Genomic DNA, 20,133 nt, shown 5'->3' on the forward strand with positions numbered 1-20,133 from the left:
GCGGACTGGCATCCACACTGAAAACGCCCCCCGGACGGGCAGGGATGAAGGAACGGCATGGACTGGGTGGAGCAGACGAAGATCCCCGTCGGCAAGACCGCGGCCGGCCTGTTCGATTGGCTGCAGACGAATGGCGGGTGGGTCTTCGACGGCCTCTCGGACGGGATGGAAGCGCTGATCGAGGCTGTGCTGTGGGTTCTCCAGACCCCGCCGCCGCTGGCCGTCATCGCCGCCTTCGCCGCCCTCGCCTTCGCCCTGCAACGCAGTTGGAAACCCGCCGTTCTGGTCGCGCTCGGGTTCCTGTTCATCCTGAACCAGGGCTACTGGGAAGAGACGACCGAAAGCCTGACGCTGGTGCTGTCGGCCTGCGTCGTCTGCATGAGCGTCGGCGTGCCGATCGGCATCGCGACGGCGCACCGGCCACGGCTTTACCGGGGTCTCAGGCCGATACTCGACCTGATGCAGACCCTGCCCACCTTCGTTTACCTGATCCCGGCCATCGTGTTCTTCGGCATCGGCATGGTGCCGGGGCTGATCGCGACGGTGATCTTCGTGCTGCCCGCGCCAATCCGGCTGACGCATCTGGGGGTCTCCTCGACGCCCGTGGCCCTGCTGGAGGCCGCGCGGGCCTTTGGCGCGACGCCCTGGCAGACCTTGTGGCGGGTCGAACTGCCCTCGGCCTTTCCGCAGATCATGGCCGGGCTGAACCAGACGATCATGCTGTCGCTGTCGATGGTGGTGATCGCGGCGCTGGTGGGGGCGGACGGACTGGGCGTGCCGGTGGTCCGCGCGCTGAACCAGGTCAACACCGCGCTCGGTTTCGAAAGCGGGATGGTCATCGTGGTCGTGGCGATCATGCTGGACCGGATGCTGCGGGTGGACCGGAAATGAGCGCAGTGTCCTTCAGGAACGTGTCGATCGTCTTCGGCGACCGTCCCGAGGCCGCGCTGCCGCTGATGGACCAGGGGCTTGATCGGACCGAGATCCAGAAGTCGACGGGCCAGGTGCTGGGGGTGCATGACTGTTCGCTCGAGGTGGACGAGGGTGAGATCCTGGTACTCATGGGACTGTCGGGCTCGGGCAAGTCGACGCTGTTGCGCGCGGTCAACGGGCTGAACCCCGTGGCGCGCGGCGAGGTGCTGATCGGGCGCGGCGGCGAGATGGTGTCGGTCACGCAGGCCGACCGCAAGACCCTGCGCGACATCCGGCTGAACGACATCTCGATGGTGTTCCAGCAGTTCGGCCTACTGCCCTGGCGCAGCGTGCGCGAGAATGTCGGGCTGGGGCTGGAACTGGGCGGCGTGCCGGCCCGGCAGCGGCGCACGCGCGTCGACCGCCAGCTGGAACTGGTCGGGCTGACCGACTGGGCCGACCGCAAGGTGGGGGATCTTTCGGGCGGCATGCAGCAGCGCGTCGGGCTGGCCCGCGCCTTCGTGACCGACGCGCCGATCCTGTTGATGGACGAACCCTTTTCCGCGCTCGACCCGCTGATCCGGACCCATCTGCAGGACGAGTTGCTGGCGCTGCAGAAACAGCTTGCCCGGACGATCATCTTCGTCAGCCACGACCTGGACGAGGCATTCAAGCTGGGCAACCACATTGCGATCATGGAGGATGGCCGGATCGTGCAATGCGGCAGCCCGCGCGAGATCTTCACCAACCCCAGGAACGACTACGTCGCCGATTTCGTGGCGCACATGAACCCGCTGGGGGTGTTCTGCGCCCGCGACGTGATGGAACCCGGCGAGGCGCCGGGTGCCGCGGCGATCGGCCCCGATGCACCGCTGGGCGAGGTGATCGACCTGTTGGCGCAGAAGGGCGAGCCGGTTTCGGTGGGGACGGACGGCCGCGTTCTGGGGCGGATCTCACGCCAAAGCGTTCTGTCGCGGCTGAGGGGAGAGCGGAGCTGACCGCCCGCTTATGGGAACAGAAGGAAATCCGATGCGACGGGCCCGGCGGCACCGGATAAGCAGGACTGACCCAGACAGCCACCGGGAAAGCCCATGAAGATCGTCCGGACCGACCGCGAGTTGCAGATGCCGCTGGTGGATGCCCGGCTGGTCGAGATGGGGCACGACCTGGTGTTGCTGCCCGACGGGATCGCCGAGGCGGACCTTGCCGCGGCGGTGGCCGGCGCGGACATCCTGCTGATGTGCTACACCCCCGTCACACGGGCCGTGATAGAGGCCGCGCCGCACCTGCGCGGCATCGTGAAATACGGCGTGGGCATCGACGCGATCGACATTCCCGCCGCGATGGAACGGGGCGTGGCCGTGGTCAACATTCCCGAATACGCCGAGGAAACGGTTGCCGAGGGCGCCTTTGCACTGATGATCGCGCTGGCGAAACGGCTGCCCGCGCTGGGCGACCAGATGGCGCGAACCGGCTGGGCCTGGCCAGAGCCGCAGTGGCTTGGCCGCGATATCGCAGGGGCGACGGTCGGCATTGTCGGGCTGGGCCGGATCGGCCAGTCGATGGCACGGATGGCGGGCGCGGGATTCCGGGCGCGGGTGATCGCCTACGATCCGAACGTGGACGCCGGAACGATGCGCGCGGCGGGAGCCGAGAAGATGGACGGCCTGCACGCGCTGCTGGCGCAGTCCGACTACGTGACGCTGCACGCGACGCTGACGCCCGCGACCCGCCACATGATCGGCGCGACGGAATTCGCGGCGATGAAACCCGGCGCGGTGCTGATAAACACCTCCCGCGGCGCATTGGTGGACGAGGCGGCCCTGATCGCCGCGCTGGACAAGGGGCAACTCGGCGGCGCCGGGCTGGACGTGTTCGGCGCCGAACCCCTCGCGCTGGAGGGCCACCCCCTCAGCCCGCTCTTCGGCCGGCCGAACGTCATCCTCACGCCGCACCTGACATTCTACACCGAACAGGCGATGGCGCGGCTGGAGCGTGAAACGCTGGACCGCTGCCTGGAACTGATCGAGGGCCGCCCGGTCACGGTGAAATCCCGCGACCCGCGCCTGCGCGCCCAGCGCCGCGGCGTCATCTTCGCCTGAGGACCTATCCAGCATTGCCCAAAATTTTGCATTTCGCAACATGCTTGAGGGGCATATTATTCACTGAAACGGTTTAACGCCGGTCAACCTCGTGCGTTCGCATTGGTGCGAGCAGTCACGCCGCGGCCAACAGGGCGAGTCGTCGCTTTCAGCTAGGTATGGAATAATGTTTCGCTTTACGATATCGTACACAATTGTTGCACTGGGGTTCATCCTCTTCTCGGCAGTAGGCGCACTTTCCGCAGACATCGAACTGATCCGCGGTGGTCCCGCTGACCGTTCGTTCATCGTCGTCAGCGGGGAAATCTTACCCGGCGATGACGAAAAATTCCATGACGCGGCGGGCAATCTTGAGACCGCGACTGTCATTCTCGAGTCTCCCGGCGGCAATGTCGAGGCGGGCCTCTCGATCGCGGCCGAGACCCGGATGAGGAAATTCTCTACGCTAGTCACCGGCAATGGCGGCTGCTTTTCGATTTGCGCCGTCGTATGGGTATCCGGTACCGGGCGTGCCATGACGACGGATGCGAAGATCGGCGTCCATGCCGCCTATAGCCCGCAAGCCATTGATGGCCTCGGCCCCCTGATGCTTGAATCCGGCATGGCCAACGCCGATATCGGCGCCTTCCTGAATTCAATTGGATTGAGCCGCAAGGCGATCAGGTATTTCACCGCGGCGGGACCGGGCGAGATCAACCCGGTAACGCCGGAGATCGCGCAGGTCCTCGACATCGACGTGGCTCTTATCACGGCGAATGCCGTCATCACGCCGGCGCAGAGACCGACTCCCCGTCGCATTGCCCACCAAGCGGCACGAATATCCGCGTTTGGAAATCTTTGCGCAGGTCTTTTCGACCTCGACCCCGGCTCTTTGCACAAACGCGCTATCCAGGTTCTCGAAAATGGCCATGATCTTTTTGGCGGCGAAATCTTCGTGGAGTCGTTGCCGCTCATCAGTGATGCGGAGAAGCGCAGGCTATCGGAGATCGGAACTATGTCCTATTGCCTTGAGACAGAATATACGTTGCGCGATGAAGGATTCACTACCGAGGTGGCGGGTCCAAGCTTCGACTGCAGAAAAGCGGTCAGTCTCACGGAATACACGATTTGCAGCTCACGGGATCTCTGGGCACTGGATCGAGCAACGGCACATCTATACTTTCTCTTGCGCGCGAGCTACGATCGTCAGAACCGCGCTATCCTCCTCAAATCGCAGCGCGCCTGGATCGTCGAGCGCGATAACTGCGGGCGCGATATCTCGTGCCTCTATACTCGCTACCTCGATCGCATCGCAGATTTCGGATTCTGATCTAGCGCAACCGCCAGGCCTGGGTGCGCCTGAGAAGCCCGCGCGAGGCCGCCGCATGCAGCATGCGAGCCGCGGCATTGGTATAGAAGATCATCATCCCCATTGCCGCCGCCGGCGCCACGTCGCCCGCATCGTCCATGTTCAGCACCGCCACCGAGGCCAGCGCGGTATGCGTCGAGTAGAGGAACACCACCGCCGAGACCGTCGTCATCGCGTTGACGAACAGGTAGATCGAGATATCCAGGATCGACGGCAGGCATACGGGCACCGTGACCCGCGCGAAAAGCCGCCAGAACGGCGCGCGCAGCGAACTGGCCACCGGCTCGAACTCGGCGTCGATCTGCTTCAGCGCGGTCAGCGCGGTCAGGTGGCCGACCGTGTAGAAATGCGTCACCGTCGAGATCACGAGGATCGCCATGGTGCCATAGACGAAGTTCAGCGGATTCTCGGGATCGTTGAAGAAGAAGATGTAGGCCAGCCCCAGCACCATCCCCGGGATCGCCATCGGCAGCATGGCAAGGAACTGGAAGCCTGCGCGCCCAAGGCGAAAGCCGTCGATCTTCTCGACCACATAGGCGCCGGTGAAAACGATGACCGTGCCAACCACCGCCGTCAGCGCCGCCATCCGCAGCGAATTGAAATAGGCCGCCCAGCCGCCGCCATCCATCCGGTCGAATTCGTAGTTCCTGAGGCTGAAGCTGAGGTCATAGGGCCAGAACTTTACCAGCGCGGCGAACTGGCAGATCCCGATGATGCCGACGATGAACAGCGCGACCAGCGAACACCAGCCCAGCATGGCCATGTCGAAGCGCCGGTTCGGCCTGGGCTGGTAGGGAACCGAGCGCGCCGACAAGAGCGAGACCTGCTTCTTCTGCACGATGCGGTCGACCGCAAAGGCGATCACGGCTGGGATCAGCAGCACCACCGAGACCACCGCCCCCATCTCGAAGTTCTGCTGGCCGATCACCTGCTTGTAGATGTCGATTGCCAGAACGTTGTATTGCCCGCCGATCACCTTGGGCAGGCCGAAATCGGTGATGACCAGGGTAAAGGTCACGAAGGCGGCCGAGATCAGCCCATAGCGCGCACTCGGGATCGTCACCGTCCAGAACGTCCGCCATTTCGAGGCCCGCAGCGATTCCGCCGCCTCGTATTGGCGCTGGTCGGAAATCGACAGCGCGGTGGAAATGATGATCAGGGCGTGCGGAAAGGTGAAGAAGATCGAACCGATCACGATGCCCAGCGGCCCATAGATCGACTGGCCCATCAGCAGGGATTTCAACAGTCCCTGGTTGCCGAACAGATAGATCAGTGCGATGCCCGGCAACAGCGACGGCACCAGGATCGGCATCATCGCGATCAGCCGGAACGCGCCCTTGAACTGCATGCAGCTTCGGTTCAGCGCATAGGCAAAGCCGAAGGCCGCCGTGACCGTCAGGACGGTGGAAACCGTTGCTATGAACACCGAGTTGCCGATGGAGGACAGCAGCGTGGGGTTGGTGAAATAGGCGCGATAGTTCTGCAAGCCCGCCGTCGCGACGGGGCGCAGGTTCACCCGGCGAAAGGTATTGCCATCGAATTCGCGCCACTCGGTGGAATTCTGAAGGTCGAGGCCGACCAGATAGGGCGCATCCGCCACCGTGCCGCGCAGGCGGTACTTGACCGGGCTGCGAAAGCTGAACTCGGGAAAGAACCCGGTGACGGCAAGCCGCCCGTTGGTGCTGGTCCTCAGGTCATCGGGATCGAAAAGGTCCAGCCGGGCGTTCAGGTCGGCGGCACTGACAGGATCGGACCAGATCGTGCCGGTCTCGTCGCTGACCTGGAATTCATAGCGCGTCAGGTCGAAGCTGTAGGTGACGAAGCTTTTCGACAGCATCGCGTAAAGCGGCAGCGCCAGCGCGGCGAAAAGATAGGCGGCGATCACCAGCATCAGGCCGCGCTTGATGACACCGTCGCGGTCAAGCTTCAGGCGGGTGGTCCGGCCCGGCGGCAGGGTCGCGGCGTCGGTCACGCCACGCCCTCGCGCGGGAAGACGAGCAGCCGCTCGGGCGGAATCTCGACGGTCATCCGCGTGCCCGAGGCAAGCCCGAAGCGGCGCACCGCGTTGATCGAGAAATTGGCCACCAGCGGCGTGTTCGCGAACTCGGGGTTGTTCAGATGCGCGCGCCAATACGACCCGAGAAACTCCATGTCGGCGATGTCCACGGGCAGTTGGTTGGGTTTCATCTCGGCCTCGTAGCCCACCGCATGCGGCAGCACGTCCTCGGGCCGGACGACCATCACCACGGCCTGCCCGTCCCGCAGCCCGTGGGTTTCGGTCTGCAACACCGCATGGCCCACCCTGACCGCGCCGCCGGTATGGGTCGTCTCGATCCGGTTCGTCTCGCCGATGAAATCAGCGACGAACAGTGTCGCCGGATGGCGGTAGATTTCCGTCGGCGTGCCGACCTGTTCGATCACGCCCTGATTCATCACCGCAATCCGGTCGGCCATCGACAGCGCCTCTTCCTGGTCGTGGGTGACCATGATCGTGGTCACCCCGAGCTTGCGCTGAAGCTCCTTGATCTCGTGGCGCAGATGGACGCGGACCTTGGCATCAAGCGCCGACAGCGGTTCGTCCAGCAGCAGAAGGCCGGGATTGATCGCGATTGCGCGGGCCAGGGCGATGCGCTGCTGCTGGCCGCCCGACAACTGCGCGGGATACTTGTCGGCCTGCTCGGGAAGACCCACCAGATCAAGCAGTTCATCGACGCGCGCCGAGATCTCGGCCCGGGGCCGTCGCGTGTTCTCCAGCCCGAAGGCGATGTTCTTTGCGATCGTCAGGTTCGGGAACAGCGCGTAGGACTGGAACACGATGCCGTAATCGCGTTGCGACGCGGGCATGTCCGAGATGTCGCGCCCGCCCTGGCGGATCGTGCCCCGGCTTTGCGGATCCAGTCCGGCAACGGCGCGCAAAAGCGTTGTCTTGCCACAGCCCGACGGGCCGAGAAAACAGATGAACTCGCCTCTCTCGATGTCGAGGGAAACGTCGCGCAGCGCCACGAAGTCGCCGAACGCCTTCCAGACGTTCTCTATCCTCAGATAAGGCTCGGCGATACCGGTCGCGGCGCGCAAGCCTTCTGCGTCCAGGGCTGTCATGGGCGTATTCCGTGGGCTGGCCGGGTCGGGAATGGCGGACTGGCGAACCGGGGGCACGCAGCGCGCGCCCCCGGCGGAACCGGGATCAGCCCTTGGGTTCGGACTTGGTATCGTAGCGCTTCGTCCACTCTGCCAGGATCGCGTCGCGGTTGTTCGCGGCCCATTCGAAGTCGTTGTCGATCATCTTCTCGGGAATGTTCGGCGGGAAGTGCTCGACCGGCTTGGCAATGCCGGGAATGGCCACGACGGCATAGCCGACGTTGTACATCTCCATCGCCTTGGGCGTGATCGACCAGTCGACCAGCGTCTGCGCGGCTTCGAGATTGTCGGTGCCGGCGACGATCGCGGTCGATTCCATGTCCCAGCCAATGCCTTCCTCGGGGATGATGATCTCGATCGGCGCGCCCTCGGCCTTGGACTTGGCGCCACGGAAGGCGAAAGAGACACCGATCACGGTTTCACCCGCGGCCGCCATCTTGCAGGGCTTGGACCCCGAATGGGTATAGGCGCCGATGTTCTCGTGCAGCGCGTCCATGTAGGCCCAGCCCTGCTCTTCGCCGAAGAGTTGCAGCCAGCTCGACACATCCAGGAAGCCGGTGCCCGACGAGGCGGGGTTCGGCATCACCACGTGGCCCTTGTATTCGGGCTTGGTCAGGTCCTGCCAGCTCGTGGGCGCGGTCAGGCCCAGCTTGTCGCCCTCGACGGTGTTGTAGCAGATCGCCGCCACCCACGCGTCCATGCCGACCCACGAAGGGGGCGTGTCGCTGTCGCGGAACTTGGGGTCCAGCGCGTCCAGCCCGGCAGGGGTGTAGGGTTCCAGCATGTCCTCGCTCTTGAGCACCAGAAGCGAGGTCGCGGCGAGGCCCCAGATCACGTCGGCCTGAGGGTTGTTCTTTTCCGCCAGCAGCTTGGCTGTGACGACGCCGGTGGAATCGCGAACCCAGTTGATCTTGATGTCCGGGTGGTCCTGGTTGAAGGTCTCGGCGTAGCGGGCCAGATCCTCGGCCTCGACGGCGGTATAGACCGTCAGTTCGGTCTCGGCCAGAGCGGCCGAGCCCAGGGCGATTGCGGCAAGGCCCATCGCGAACGGTTTGATCTTGGTCATGTCTTTACCCCTGGTCTGGATTTTATCGTTCAGCCGGTCAGCACCCGAACGGGCGCCGGGTAACGCTGGACGGACGTTGCCGTCGGTAATGGTCCTTGATGACGTTCTTGTGTCAAAGCCCTATCGATCGCAGGCCCATTCCCACCGAAAGTTTCGGAACTCCGGTCTGATAAGTAAAATCTATTTCCCTTATGAAACGGAAAGCAACCGCGATGGACGGTTTGGGCATGTCCTGGCCGCGCGATCGCGCCGCGGTGCCTAGTTTTCCGCCAGAACCGCGGCGGCCACGATACCCAGCGCCCGGTCGAGGTCGTCCTGCGGAATCGTCAGCGGCGGCGACAGCGTCAGAACCGAACCCGCGCTGATCTTGAAGCTGAGACCCGCCGCGAGGCAGCGGTAATAGATGCGCTCGGCCCGCGCCTTGTCGGGGGTGCGGGCCTCGCGGTCGGTGACGATCTCGACCCCGAACATCAGGCCCCGCCCCCGGATGTCGCCCACATGCGGGCTGCCCGCCAGCGTCTCGCCAAGCCGCTCCAACGCATGCGCGCCCAGTTCCGCCGAGCGGTCCACCAGCCCCTCGTCGCGGATGATCTCCAGCGTGGTCAGCGCGGCGCGCGCGGTCACCGGGTTCTTCTCGTGGGTGTAATGCCCGATGGCGAAGTCGCCGCAGACATCCAGGTCGTGCCGCGCCACCACCGCCGCGACGGGCAGCACGCCGCCCCCCAGCGCCTTGCCCAGCGTCACGATGTCGGGCACCACGCCGTCATGTTCGAAGGCGAACATCCGGCCGGTCTTGCCCAGCCCGGTGGGGATCTCGTCCAGGATCAACAGCGCCCCGTGCCGGTCGCAGGCCGCCCTGACCGCCTGCCAGAACCCCGGCGGCGGCACCACCGGCACCGCGCGCATCGGTTCCGCGATCACCGCGGCCACGTCGCCTTCGCGTTCCAGCACGAACTCCACCATCTTCGCGCAGGCCAGCCCGCAGGTCTCGGGCCCCGGGTGGCCATAGGCGCAGCGGTAACAGTTGAAGGGCGCGACATGCTCCGCGCCGGGCAGCAGCGGCCCGGCGATGTGGCTGCGGAACGTCGCCTCACCGCCCACCGACGACGCCCCGAACCCCGCGCCGTGGAACGCGTCCCAGAAGCTGACGGTCTTGAACCGCCCCGTGGCGGCGCGGGCGATGCGCAGCGCCACCTCGTTGGCGTCCGACCCGCCCGTGGTGAACAGCACCTTCGACAGGTCGCCCGGCGCAAGCGCCCCCAGCGTCTCGGCCAGTTCCACCGCCACCTCGTTGGTGAACCGGCGGGGCGAGAAACTCAACTGATCCAGCTGGTCCTTGATCGCCGCCACCAGCCGCGGGTGGCCATAGCCGATGTGGTGCACCGAATTGCCGTGGAAATCCATGTAGCGCCGGCCGGCGGTGTCCTCGATCCAGATGCCCTCGGCCTTGGCGATGGTCGACACGCAGGGCGAGGACAGCGACTGGTGCAGGAAGGCGTCGGCATCGCGGGCCAGCAGGCCGCGCGTCGCCGCATCCGGGTGCCTCGCCGCCCAGGCCCGCCGCGCCTCGGACGTGTTCGATTCCCCCTCGGTATGGGTGATCGGCCCGGTCATCCCCGCGGCCAGGGCAGCGAGTAGGTCTTGACGTTGGTGAAGAACTTCATCGCCTCCATCACCCCCTCCTTCACCCCGTTGCCGGAATCCTTGATGCCCCCGAAGGGCGACATCTCGATCCGGTAGCCGGGCTGTTCCCAGATGTTCACGGTGCCCACGTTCAGCCCCGCGATGAAGGCCTGCATCCGGCGGAAATCGTTGGTGCAGACGCCCGAAGACAGCCCGAACGGCGTGGAGTTCGAAATCCGCATCACCTCGGCATCGTCGTTAGGCACCCGCACGATGGGCACGATGGGGCCAAAGGTCTCCTCCATCACCAACTCGCTGTCATGCGGAACCCGGTCCACCGTGATCGGCGGCAGCAGCGCCCCCTGCCGGCCGGGGTGATAGAGGATCTCGGCCCCGCGTGCCTCGGCGTCGTGGACGCGACGCTCGAAAAGCTCGGCGGCTTGAGCCGAGATCACGCAGCCAAGCTCCGTCGCCGGGTCCATCGGATCGCCGAAGCGGATCGCGCGCGCCCGCTCCAGCACCATCGGCACGAAGGCGTCGGCCACGCTCTCCTGCACGAGGATGCGCTTGACGGCGGTGCAGCGCTGGCCGGAATTGCCCGTGGCGCCGGCCACCGCGATCTGCGCCGCCTTCGCAAGGTCCGCCTCGTCCAGATCGTTCAGCACGATCAGCGGATCGTTGCCGCCGAGTTCCAGCGCCTGCCGCTTGTAGACCGCCTTGGCCGCGATCATCTTGCCCACCGGCACGCCGCCGGTAAAGGTCACGATGTCGATGTTTTCATTGGCGATCATCTCGTCGCCGATGTCCTTGGGCCAGCCGGTGACCACCTGGAACATCTCGGGCGGCAGCCCCGCGTCATACAGGATGTCGGCCAGCGCGATGGCGGTCAGCGGCGTCAGTTCGGTCGGCTTGCAGACCACGCAGTTGTTCGTCGCGATGGCGGGCGCGACCTTGTGCGCCACCATGTTCAGCGGGTGGTTGAACGGCGTGATCGCGCTGATCGCGCGGACCGGCTCGCGCATGGTGTAGATGCGCCGGTCCTTGCCGTTGGGCGTCAGGTCGCAGGAAAAGATCTGCCCGTCATCCATCAGCGCCAGTTGGCCCGCAAAGGTGAACACGTCGCAGGCCCGGCCGGTTTCATAAAGCGCGTGCTGCCAGCAGATGCCCAGTTCCAGCACCAGCCCCCGCGCCAGCGCCTCGCGCCGCTCGCGGATCAGCTCGGCCGCGCGGGACAGGACCTGCTGGCGCTCGTAGCGCGTCAGCCGCGCGGTATAGTCCCCCGCGATCTGGAACGCGCGCCGGGCGTGCTCGGCCCGGCCCGCGGGCACGGTGCCGATCACCTCGTCGGTATAGGGATAGCGGACCTCGATCACCTCGTCGGTGAACACGGCCTCGCCGCCGATCCGCATGCCCTCGTGCCGGATGTCCGCCATCCCCGCCCCCTTACAGCGCCGCCGCCATGCAGGCGTAGTGGAACGCGTCGAAGTTCCTGAGTTCCGGCGCGTTGGGCAGGTCGAGCCTGCGGTTGACGATGAACGGCACCTCCTGTTCGGTCAGCCCGCCATGGCTGCGCAGCGGCTCCTTCAGCGCCGCCAGGTCGTGGCGGTGGGCCGAGGTGCCGATGGTCATGTTTTCCCCGGAAATCATCACGATATCGCCGATCCGGTCGGCGGGCAGCTCGAACCGGCGCACCGCCTCGTCGCGGTCCACGACGCAGATCAGGTCCGGCAGCGCGGCGAGGCGGGCCATGATCCCGGCCCGGTCCGCGCCCTCGGGCAGATACGCGGTGGCGAACCCGCCCAGTGCGCCGTGGTGCACCACGTACGGGTCGGTGATCGGCAGGATCACCCGCGCCGCGCCCGCGCCCAGCCAGCCGTCCAGCAGGTCCTGGACATAGATCACCGCCGGGCTGCCATCGGCCTTGTGCTTGGGCTTCATGCCGTGATCGGCGGTCAGCACCACCGCCGCCCCGCCCGCGTCCAGCGCCCCCAGGTAGCGGTCCACCATCGCGTGGAAGTCCAGCGCCCCCTGCTCCTCGGGGGCGAACTTGTGCTGGATGTAGTCGGTGGTCGACAGGTACATCACGTCCGGCCGCCACTCCGTCAGCAGCTTGACCCCGGCGGCGAAGACGAATTCCGAGAGATCCCCGGAATAGACCTCGGGCACCGGCCGGCCCAGCCAGCGGGCGGCATCCCCGATCCCGTTCGCCGCCTCGGTCGCCTGATCCGACTTCTCGGACGAAAAGCAGATCGCGCGGCCCTCGTCGAATTTCAGCCCCGCGCCCAGCAGCGCCCGCAGCTTGTCCTTGGCGGTCACCACCGCCACCCGGGCGCCCGCGTCGAAAAACGCCTGAAAGATCGTCGGCGCCCGCAGGAAGCGGACGTCGTTCATCATCACCTCCTGGCCGGTCTCGGGCTCGAAAAGGTAGTTGCCGCAGATGCCGTGCACGGCGGGCGGGCGGCCCGTGGCGATCGACAGGTTGTTGGGGTTGGTGAAGGACGGGATCACCGAATGGGCGCGGCGTTCCGTGCCCGTCGCGCGGATGCGGGCGAGGTTCGGCATCAGCCCCCGCTCGATCGCCACCTCCAGGTAGCCCGGTTCGCAACCGTCGAGGCAGATCGCCACCGCGGGCACCTTCGGCCAGGCATAGGTCCGGCCGTTCGCCGTCACGGGGGCGCGGGTCGTCATGTCCATCACAGGTTCCTTGTTCGTCGGGCCGCGCTCAGGCGGCAAGTTTCGCGCGTTCGGCCAGCGCCGCCGCGGGGGGTGCCGCACTTTCCACGCCCATCTCGGCCAGCGCATCGGCGGCGGCCTGAACCACGCGGGCCATGACGTGCTCATCCATCCGCCCGATCACGCCGATGCGGAAGCTGTCCACCACCGTCAGCTTGCCGGGATAGATGATGAACCCACGGGCCTTCATCAGGTCGTAGAAGGTCTGGAACACGAAGGCTGGATCGGCCGGGCAGAAGAAGGTCACGATGATCGGCGACAGCCACCGGTCGTCCAGCAGCGTCTCGAACCCCAGCCCGCGCATGCCGGCCACCATCACGTCGCGGTTGCGGGCATAGCGCGCGCCCCGCCCGGCCACGCCGCCCTCTGCGGCGTGGATCTCCAGCGCCTTGAGGAACGCCGCCACCGCGTGCGTGGGGGGCGTATAGCGCCACTGGCCGGTCTTTTCCATGTAGGCCCATTGCGCGTGCAGATCGAGCGCCAGCGAGTGGCTGTTGCCCTGCGCCGCCTCCAGCGCGTCGCGGCGGGCGATCACGAAGCCGAAGCCCGGCACGCCCTCGATGCACTTGTTCGCGGAACTGACCAGCGCCGCGCAGGGAATCTCCCCGACATCCAGCGGGATCGCCCCGAAGGCCGACATCGAGTCGATCAGCAATTTCCGGCCCCGGACGTGCACCGCCTCGGCGATCTCGGCCAGCGGGTTCAGGATGCCCGACGAGGTCTCGCAATGGATCGCGACGACATGGGTGATGGCGGGGTCGGCGTCCAGCGCCGCGGCCACCTCGGCGCCCCTCGGCGGCAGGTAGTCGCCCTTGTCGATGACCGTATGGGCCCGGCCCAGATAGCGCAGCGTCTCGGCCGCCCGCAGCCCATAGGCCCCGTTCGCCAGCACCAGCACCTTGCCGTCCTTTGGCACCAGGCTGCCCAGCATCGCCTCGACCGCGAACGACCCCGAGCCCTGCATCGGCACGCAGGCGTACTCCCCCGCCCGGTCGCCCGCCAGCACCAGCAGCCGGTCGCAGAGCGTACGGGTCATCGCGCGGAAGTCGGAATCCCACGACCCCCAGTCGCGCAGCATGGCCTCCTTCGTGGCGAAATCGGTGGTCAGGGGGCCCGGGGTCAGAAGGAAGGGCTCGCCCAGGCGGGGGGCGGGAAGAGGCGCGGCGGGCTCGGTCATCGAACGCTCCTGGGATCGGGTGGGGCCGTCTGCGCCCGATGTCCCACATCGGAAAGCATCTGTAAAATCGCTAATTCAGATCACACTATAAACCTTTCCGATAGCTGCCTCACTCCGCCACCTGCGCCAGCCGGCTTTTCAGCAACTGGCCGCTTTCGGCAAGGATGGGGTAGCCGATGGTGACGAGCGCCGAGTTGATCTCCTTCAGCGCCCGGGCGGTCTCCAGGTGCAGGTTGCTGGTCGCGATACTGCGCTCGGCGCCTTGCCGCAGGCGGGCCATGTGGCGGGTGTAGGTGTCGCGTTCGAGCCGCCGCAACTCCTCCTTCTCGCGCGCCAGCGCCCGGGCGCTGGCCACATCGCCCGAAACCAGCACGTTCAGCGCAAGCTGCATGTTGGCCTGTACCCTTGCGTGCAGCGCGCACAGTTCCGCCCAGCCCTCGTCGGAAAAACTGACCCCCTGCGCGGCCTTCTTTTCGGCCAGCACCAGCAGGGTCTTGGCGATCAGGTCGCCGATATGTTCCAGGCTGATCGCGAACTGGGTCAGATCGGTCGCGCGCCGGTTCTCGTCCTCGCTCAGCGGGCCGCGGCGAACCTCGGCGAGGAACAGCTTGATATCGGTATGCAGCCGGTTCACCTGCGCGTCGAGGTCGCGCACGCGGCGGATCTGGGCCGCATCGCCGCCCTCGATCAGGTCCATCACAGGGCGGAACATGATCTCGACGGTTTCGCCCATGCGCAGCAGTTCCCGCATGGCGCTGGCCAGCGCCAGCGGCGGCGCCCCCAGCGTGGACCGGTCCAGCGCGCTTGCGGGCAGCGTCTCGGCGCGGTCGGCCACGGCCTGGGGCGCATCCGGCAACAAAAGCCGCGCCAGCCGCTCGACCGGACCGATCAGCGGCAGCGCGACGCAGACCAGCGCAAGGTTGAACAGGAGGTGGAAGTTCACCAACTGGTGTGCCACGTCCTGCCCCAGCCGCTCGACCGGCAGCGGCACCAGCAGCACCAGCGCCAGAACCGACAACGCCCCCACGCCGCGCAGCAGCAGGTTCGCCTGCGGGATGCGCCGCGCGCACGGCTCCATGCCGCGGGTCAGCCAGACCGCCACCAGCCCGCCGCCCAGGTTGGCCCCCAGAACCATCGGCAGCGCCGCCTCGGCAGGCAGCATCCCGTGCCCCGCGAAGGCCGCCAGCAGCAGCACCGTCGCCACCGAGGAATGTAACGCCCAGGCCAGCACCGCCGCCAGCGCAAAGGCAGTCAGCGGGTCGCCCTGCAGATAGCCGACCACGGCGGGCAACGCGGCGCTGTGCTGCAACGGCGCCGTGGTCTCGGCAATCATTTGCAGCGACAGCAGGATGAAGGCGATGCCCAGAACGATCCGGCCAACCTGCCGGACCGCGCGCCGCTCGAATTTCAGGAACAGCCCGGCGCCCGCCAGCAGCAACACCGGGATCAGCCCCGACAGGTCGACGGACAGGATCCTGACCACCAGTGCGCTGCCGAGATCCGCGCCGATCAGCGCGGCGATGCCGGTTGGCACAGCCAGGATGCCGCTTGCCGCGAATCCGGCCGCCAGCACACCCACCGCCGTCGAGCTTTGCAGCAGGACCGCCAGCACCGTTCCCGACAACACCGCCCCAACCGCGTCGCCGCGCGTCCGCCGCAGGACAGCCTTGAGCCGGGTGCCATAGGCACGCTCGACCCCGGTGCGCACCATGCGCACCGCCCAGAGCAAGAGCATGACCGCACCGGCAAGGTGGATCAGCACGACGAAAGGATGCAAGACCGTCTCCCTGTTCGCGCGAGGCATCCCGGGGGGGGGGTGGCAATCCCCACGGGTATTCAATCTCCTTTCCATGGATAGATCAAATCGATACGACTTATCCCCGAATTGGACAGGCTTATCCTTGGCCGCAAGTCTTGGGGAACGAACCATGCGCTATGTGCAGTTGCGGGCCTTTCACTATGTCGCCACATGCGGCGGGTTCTCAAAGGCCGCCGAAGAGCTGTTCCTGACCCAGCCCGCAATCTCGGACCAGGTGCGCAAGCTGGAGGATGAGTACGACATCATCCTGTTCAACCGCCAGAAGCGGCAGGTCGGGCTGACCGAACCCGGCCGGGCACTGCTCGAGATCACAAGGCGGCTGTTCGACAGCGAACAGCAGGCCCTGGAACTGCTGTCGGAATCGCGCGCGCTGCGGTCGGGAACGCTGCGGATCGTGGCGGACAGCGCGCATCACCTGCTGCACCTTCTGCCCCGGTTCCGCGCAACGTTCCCGGGGGTGCGCATGTCGATCCGGACGGGGAATTCCCAGACCGTGCTCGACAGCCTTTACCGCTACGAGGCCGATCTGGGCGTGCTGGGAGAGATGCCGGCAAGCCGCGATTTCGACGTGCTGCGGTTGAGTTCCGCCCCGATCGTCGCCTTCGCCCCCGTCGGCCACCCATTCGCGGCGCGGGGCCGCGCCGAGCTGACCGAACTGGCCGGCCAGCCGCTGGTGCTGCGCGAACGGGGGTCGAAGACGCGGCGCAAGCTGGAAGAGGCGGCCGCAGCCGTCGGCATCACCCTTGTCCCCGCGATCGAGGCCGAAGGGCGCGAGGCGGTACGCGAGATCGTCGCCTCGGGCGGCGGCATCGGCTTCGTGTCGGCCGCCGAGTTCGGCGAGGATCCGCGGCTGGGCCTGATCGAGATCGGCGGCGTCGATATCGGCACGATGGACGAGGCGCTGGTCTGCCTGCGCGAGCGGCGGTCCTCGAAGCTGGTACAGGCGTTCTTCGACCTCGCCCGCGATGCGCATCCGGCCTGACCACCCCCGGGCGGCCGGATGACGTGCAACCGCGACAGGATCGGCGCAGACGCGAAACCGCCGCCTCCAGGCTGGTTCAGAGCGGCGCCTCGGACAGTCCCGCGCGATCCAGCAGGATCTCGGCGCTGTCGTTCCAGACATCGGTGCTGACGATCCTGCCGTCGCGCACCACGAAGATGTCGATATAGCGGTTCCCGTCAAAGGGCGTGCCGTCGGGCCATTCCCCATAGAGATGGCCGGTGTTGTAGACGCGCACCTCGCCCGTCGCTGCGTCAAGGCAGGCGTCGGTCCTCAGAAAGCGTTTCTTGACCCACTTATAGCGTTTCGCGTTGAACGCCGCACTGTCTGCCGGCCCGCCGAACCGCCGCCCGCCGGTGAAGGTCATCCGGAAATCCGGCGCGAGATGGGCACTGGCAGCTTCGGGATCGGGGATCATCGACAATTCGAGATATGCCTCGACAATCCGTCTGGCTTCGGCGATCGGGTCGGGCATGGAAACGGCCTCGCGTCTGGGGGTGCCGCGCGTGGGGCGGCGGGCAGGCGGGCGCCCGGGCCACGCCCTTGCCTTTCCGATATGCCATCCCGGGCGCCGCGGGCAAGGCACATTCGGGCCGATGCGGCCCCTGCCGTCCCGCATCACTTATCCGAGCATAGGTTTTTTCGATTTGGCGCGGCATCGTCTTCCGTGGGAACAACGGTGCAAGCCCCCGAGGAGCGCCGCCCATGTCCCAAAGCCTTCCCGCACATGCCCGCGTCGTGATTGTCGGCGGGGGCATCGTCGGAGCCTCGGTCGCCTATCACCTGACGAAACTGGGCTGGACCGATGTCGTTCTGCTGGAACAGGGGCGGCTTTCGGGCGGGACGACCTGGCACGCTGCGGGGCTGGTCGGGCAGTTGCGCAGCCATTCCGGGCTGACCGCCCTGATCCGCTACTCGACCGAGCTTTATGCCGGGCTAGAGGCCGAGACGGGACTCGGCACCGGGTGGAAGCGCTGCGGCTCGCTTGCCGTGGCGCGCACCGACGACCGGATGACGGTGCTGCGGCGCAGCGCCGCCTCGGCCCGCGCACAGGGGGTCGAGGCCGAGATGATCTCGGCCCGCGAGGCGGGTCAGATGTGGCCGGTGATGGAAACTGCCGACCTCAAGGGCGCGGTCTGGCTGCCCGGCGATGGCAAGGCCAACCCCACCGACCTGACCCAGGCGCTGGCGAAAGGGGCGCGCAACCGCGGCGCGCGCATCTTCGAGAAGACCCGCGTGACCGGGATTACCGTTCGAGACGGGCGCGCGGTGGGGGTCGAAACGGCGCAAGGCACGATCGCGGCCGAGGTGGTGGTCAACTGCGCCGGGCAATGGGCGCGCAAGCTGGGACAGATGTGCGGGGTCACGGTGCCGCTGCACTCGGCCGAGCACATGTACGTCGTCACCGGCCGGATCGAGGGGGTCAGCCCGGATCTGCCCGTGCTGCGCGACCCGGACGGGTTCATCTACTTCAAGGAGGAGGTGGGCGGCCTCGTCATGGGCGGGTTCGAGCCCGAGGCCAAGCCTTGGGGCATGGACGGCATCCCCGACGAGTTCGAGTTCCAGCTGTTGCCCGACGACTGGGACCAGTTCCAGGTACTGATGGAAAACGCGCTGATCCGGGTGCCCGCGCTGGACCGGGCCGAGATCAAGACCTTCCTGAACGGGCCCGAAAGTTTCACTCCCGATGGCCAGTTCATCCTCGGCGAGGCGCCGGAGTTGCGGAACTTCTTCGTCGGCGCAGGCTTCAACTCCATGGGCATTGCCTCGGCGGGCGGCGCGGGGCGCGCCCTGGCCGAGTGGATCGTCAACGGCGCGCCGACGATGGACCTGTGGCCCGTCGACATCCGCCGCTTTGCCCGGTTCAACGGCAACGCCGCCTGGCTTCACGACAGGGTAAAGGAGACGCTTGGGCTGCACTACGCGATGCCCTGGCCCAACCGCGAATTGCAGACCGCCCGGCCGCTGCGACGCTCGCCGCTTTATGACCGGCTCGCGGCCAAGGGCGCGACGTTCGGCTCGAAGATGGGCTGGGAGCGGGCCAACTGGTTCGCCGGGCCCGGCGGGCGGATCGAAACCGACTATTCGTTCGGGCGGCAGAACTGGCACGACGCGGTCGCGCGCGAGGTGGTGGCGGCGCGGAACGCGGTCGCGGTGTTCGACCAGACCTCGTTCGGCAAGCTGCTGGTGCAGGGGCGCGACGCGGCACGCGAACTGAACCGGCTGTGCTGTGCCGATGTCGACGTGACGCCGGGGGGGACCGTCTATACCGGCATGCTGAACGAGCGGGGCGGGTATGAGAGCGACCTGACGGTGCTGCGGCTGACCCGTGACCGGTTCCTGCTGGTGACGGGCTCGGCCCAGCCGGTACGCGACCGCGACTGGATCGAGCGCCACCTTGACCCAGCGGCCCATGCCGTCGTCACGGACATGACCTCGGCCCATGCGGTGATCGGGCTGATGGGGCCGCGGTCTCGGGATCTGCTGGCGCGGATCACGCCGGCGGATCTGTCCGATGACGGCTTTCCCTTCGCCACCCACCGCGAGATCGACCTTGGCCACGGCATCGGCATCGCCAACCGGATCAGCTATGTGGGCGAACTGGGGTGGGAACTGATCGTGCCCACGGAATTCGCCGCCGGGATCTACGATGCCCTCTGGCACGAAGGAGAGGCGTTCGGCCTGACCGACGCTGGCTATTACGCGATCGAGTCGATGCGGCTGGAAAAGGGGTTTCGCGCCTGGTCGCGCGAACTGACCCCCGAGGTCACGCCGTTCGAGGCCGGGCTCGGCTTTACCGTAGCTTGGGACAAGGGCGATTTCATTGGGCGCGCGGCACTGATGGCCGCGCGCGAGACGGGGGCGCCCCGGCGACGGATCGTCCAGTTCACGCTGGAGCAGGACGGCCCGATACTCTGGGGCGGCGAGGCGGTGCTGCGCGACGGCGTGCCGGTCGGCGCGCTCAGTTCGGCCTTTTACGGCTTCACCCTCGGCCGCGCCGTCGGCCTGGGGCTCGTCGCGGCGGAAGACGGGATCGACAGGGCATATCTCGACTCCGGCCGCTGGGAGATCGACCTCGCCGGAACACGGCTGACCGCGCACCCCCATCTGGTGCCCGCCTTCGACCCCGGCGGCACACGGATGCGTTGCCCGGACGCACGCTGAGGCCGGTGCGGCTCCGGACGGACAAGTCCGCATCGCACACGCACCCGCTT

The 20,133-nt window shown here is 66.9% G+C and carries 15 protein-coding genes; 6 read left to right on the forward strand and 9 right to left on the reverse strand.

Annotated elements, in window-relative coordinates:
• Positions 1-57 precede the first annotated feature (57 nt).
• The 4 genes from choW (at position 58) to EV655_RS01105 (ending at position 4,323) form a co-directional block, all read left to right on the forward strand.
• Positions 58-891, forward strand: coding sequence for a choline ABC transporter permease subunit (choW, locus tag EV655_RS01090; protein ID WP_132540482.1), 834 nt, complete (start codon positions 58-60; stop codon positions 889-891).
• Positions 888-1,910 carry a choline ABC transporter ATP-binding protein gene (gene choV / locus EV655_RS01095; RefSeq protein ID WP_132540485.1) on the forward strand — a complete coding sequence of 341 codons (1,023 nt, stop codon included), beginning with the start codon at positions 888-890 and terminating at the stop codon, positions 1,908-1,910. The genes choW and choV overlap by 4 nt, the downstream gene beginning before the upstream one ends.
• A gap of 93 nt (positions 1,911-2,003) precedes the next feature.
• Positions 2,004-3,014 carry a 2-hydroxyacid dehydrogenase gene (locus tag EV655_RS01100; protein WP_132540488.1) on the forward strand — a complete coding sequence of 337 codons (1,011 nt, stop codon included), beginning with the start codon at positions 2,004-2,006 and terminating at the stop codon, positions 3,012-3,014.
• Positions 3,015-3,180: 166 nt separating this feature from the next.
• Positions 3,181-4,323, forward strand: a complete 1,143-nt coding sequence (locus EV655_RS01105) for an ATP-dependent Clp protease proteolytic subunit (RefSeq protein WP_132540491.1) — start codon at positions 3,181-3,183, stop codon at positions 4,321-4,323.
• A gap of 1 nt (position 4,324) precedes the next feature.
• Here EV655_RS01105 and EV655_RS01110 read toward each other — a convergent pair whose 3' ends face one another.
• From EV655_RS01110 to EV655_RS01145, 8 genes are all read right to left on the reverse strand, one after another.
• Positions 4,325-6,334, reverse strand: a complete 2,010-nt coding sequence (locus EV655_RS01110) for a putative 2-aminoethylphosphonate ABC transporter permease subunit (RefSeq protein ID WP_243644943.1) — start codon at positions 6,332-6,334, stop codon at positions 4,325-4,327.
• Positions 6,331-7,461 (reverse strand): putative 2-aminoethylphosphonate ABC transporter ATP-binding protein, encoded by a 1,131-nt coding sequence (locus EV655_RS01115; protein ID WP_132540494.1) that lies wholly within the window; start codon positions 7,459-7,461, stop codon positions 6,331-6,333. The genes EV655_RS01110 and EV655_RS01115 overlap by 4 nt, the downstream gene beginning before the upstream one ends.
• An 85-nt stretch (positions 7,462-7,546) precedes the next feature.
• A complete protein-coding gene (locus EV655_RS01120) occupies positions 7,547-8,566 on the reverse strand; it encodes a putative 2-aminoethylphosphonate ABC transporter substrate-binding protein (protein WP_132540497.1) in 1,020 nt (339 codons plus the stop codon).
• A 258-nt stretch (positions 8,567-8,824) separates the two neighbouring features.
• On the reverse strand, positions 8,825-10,180 hold the full coding sequence (gene pbfA / locus EV655_RS01125) for a (R)-1-hydroxy-2-aminoethylphosphonate ammonia-lyase (protein WP_132540500.1): 1,356 nt from the start codon (positions 10,178-10,180) through the stop codon (positions 8,825-8,827).
• A complete protein-coding gene (gene phnY / locus EV655_RS01130) occupies positions 10,177-11,622 on the reverse strand; it encodes a phosphonoacetaldehyde dehydrogenase (RefSeq protein WP_132540503.1) in 1,446 nt (481 codons plus the stop codon). Before phnY ends, pbfA begins: the two co-directional genes overlap by 4 nt.
• A 10-nt stretch (positions 11,623-11,632) precedes the next feature.
• Entirely contained in the window at positions 11,633-12,883 is a 1,251-nt protein-coding gene (gene phnA, locus EV655_RS01135) for a phosphonoacetate hydrolase (protein WP_132540506.1), read from the reverse strand.
• Between the two features lie 28 nt (positions 12,884-12,911).
• Positions 12,912-14,099 carry a 2-aminoethylphosphonate--pyruvate transaminase gene (locus EV655_RS01140; RefSeq protein WP_132540509.1) on the reverse strand — a complete coding sequence of 396 codons (1,188 nt, stop codon included), beginning with the start codon at positions 14,097-14,099 and terminating at the stop codon, positions 12,912-12,914.
• Between the two features lie 109 nt (positions 14,100-14,208).
• Positions 14,209-15,876: a Na/Pi cotransporter family protein gene (locus tag EV655_RS01145; protein WP_243644944.1), complete on the reverse strand. Its 1,668-nt coding sequence runs from the start codon at positions 15,874-15,876 to the stop codon at positions 14,209-14,211.
• Positions 15,877-16,027: 151 nt separating this feature from the next.
• On the opposite strand from EV655_RS01145, the gene EV655_RS01150 reads away from it, so the two are divergent.
• Positions 16,028-16,900 (forward strand): LysR substrate-binding domain-containing protein, encoded by an 873-nt coding sequence (locus EV655_RS01150; RefSeq protein WP_132540515.1) that lies wholly within the window; start codon positions 16,028-16,030, stop codon positions 16,898-16,900.
• Positions 16,901-16,976: 76 nt separating this feature from the next.
• On the opposite strand, the gene EV655_RS01155 is transcribed toward EV655_RS01150, so the two are convergent.
• On the reverse strand, positions 16,977-17,393 hold the full coding sequence (locus EV655_RS01155) for a nuclear transport factor 2 family protein (protein ID WP_132540519.1): 417 nt from the start codon (positions 17,391-17,393) through the stop codon (positions 16,977-16,979).
• Between the two features lie 230 nt (positions 17,394-17,623).
• On the opposite strand from EV655_RS01155, the gene EV655_RS01160 reads away from it, so the two are divergent.
• The gene (locus EV655_RS01160; RefSeq protein ID WP_132540522.1) at positions 17,624-20,083 is read left to right on the forward strand and encodes a GcvT family protein; all 2,460 of its coding nucleotides are present in this window, start codon (positions 17,624-17,626) and stop codon (positions 20,081-20,083) included.
• The last annotated feature ends 50 nt before the right edge of the window (positions 20,084-20,133 follow it).

Origin of the sequence: Rhodovulum euryhalinum (genome assembly GCF_004342445.1) — a bacterium.
Taxonomy (GTDB): domain Bacteria; phylum Pseudomonadota; class Alphaproteobacteria; order Rhodobacterales; family Rhodobacteraceae; genus Rhodovulum; species Rhodovulum euryhalinum.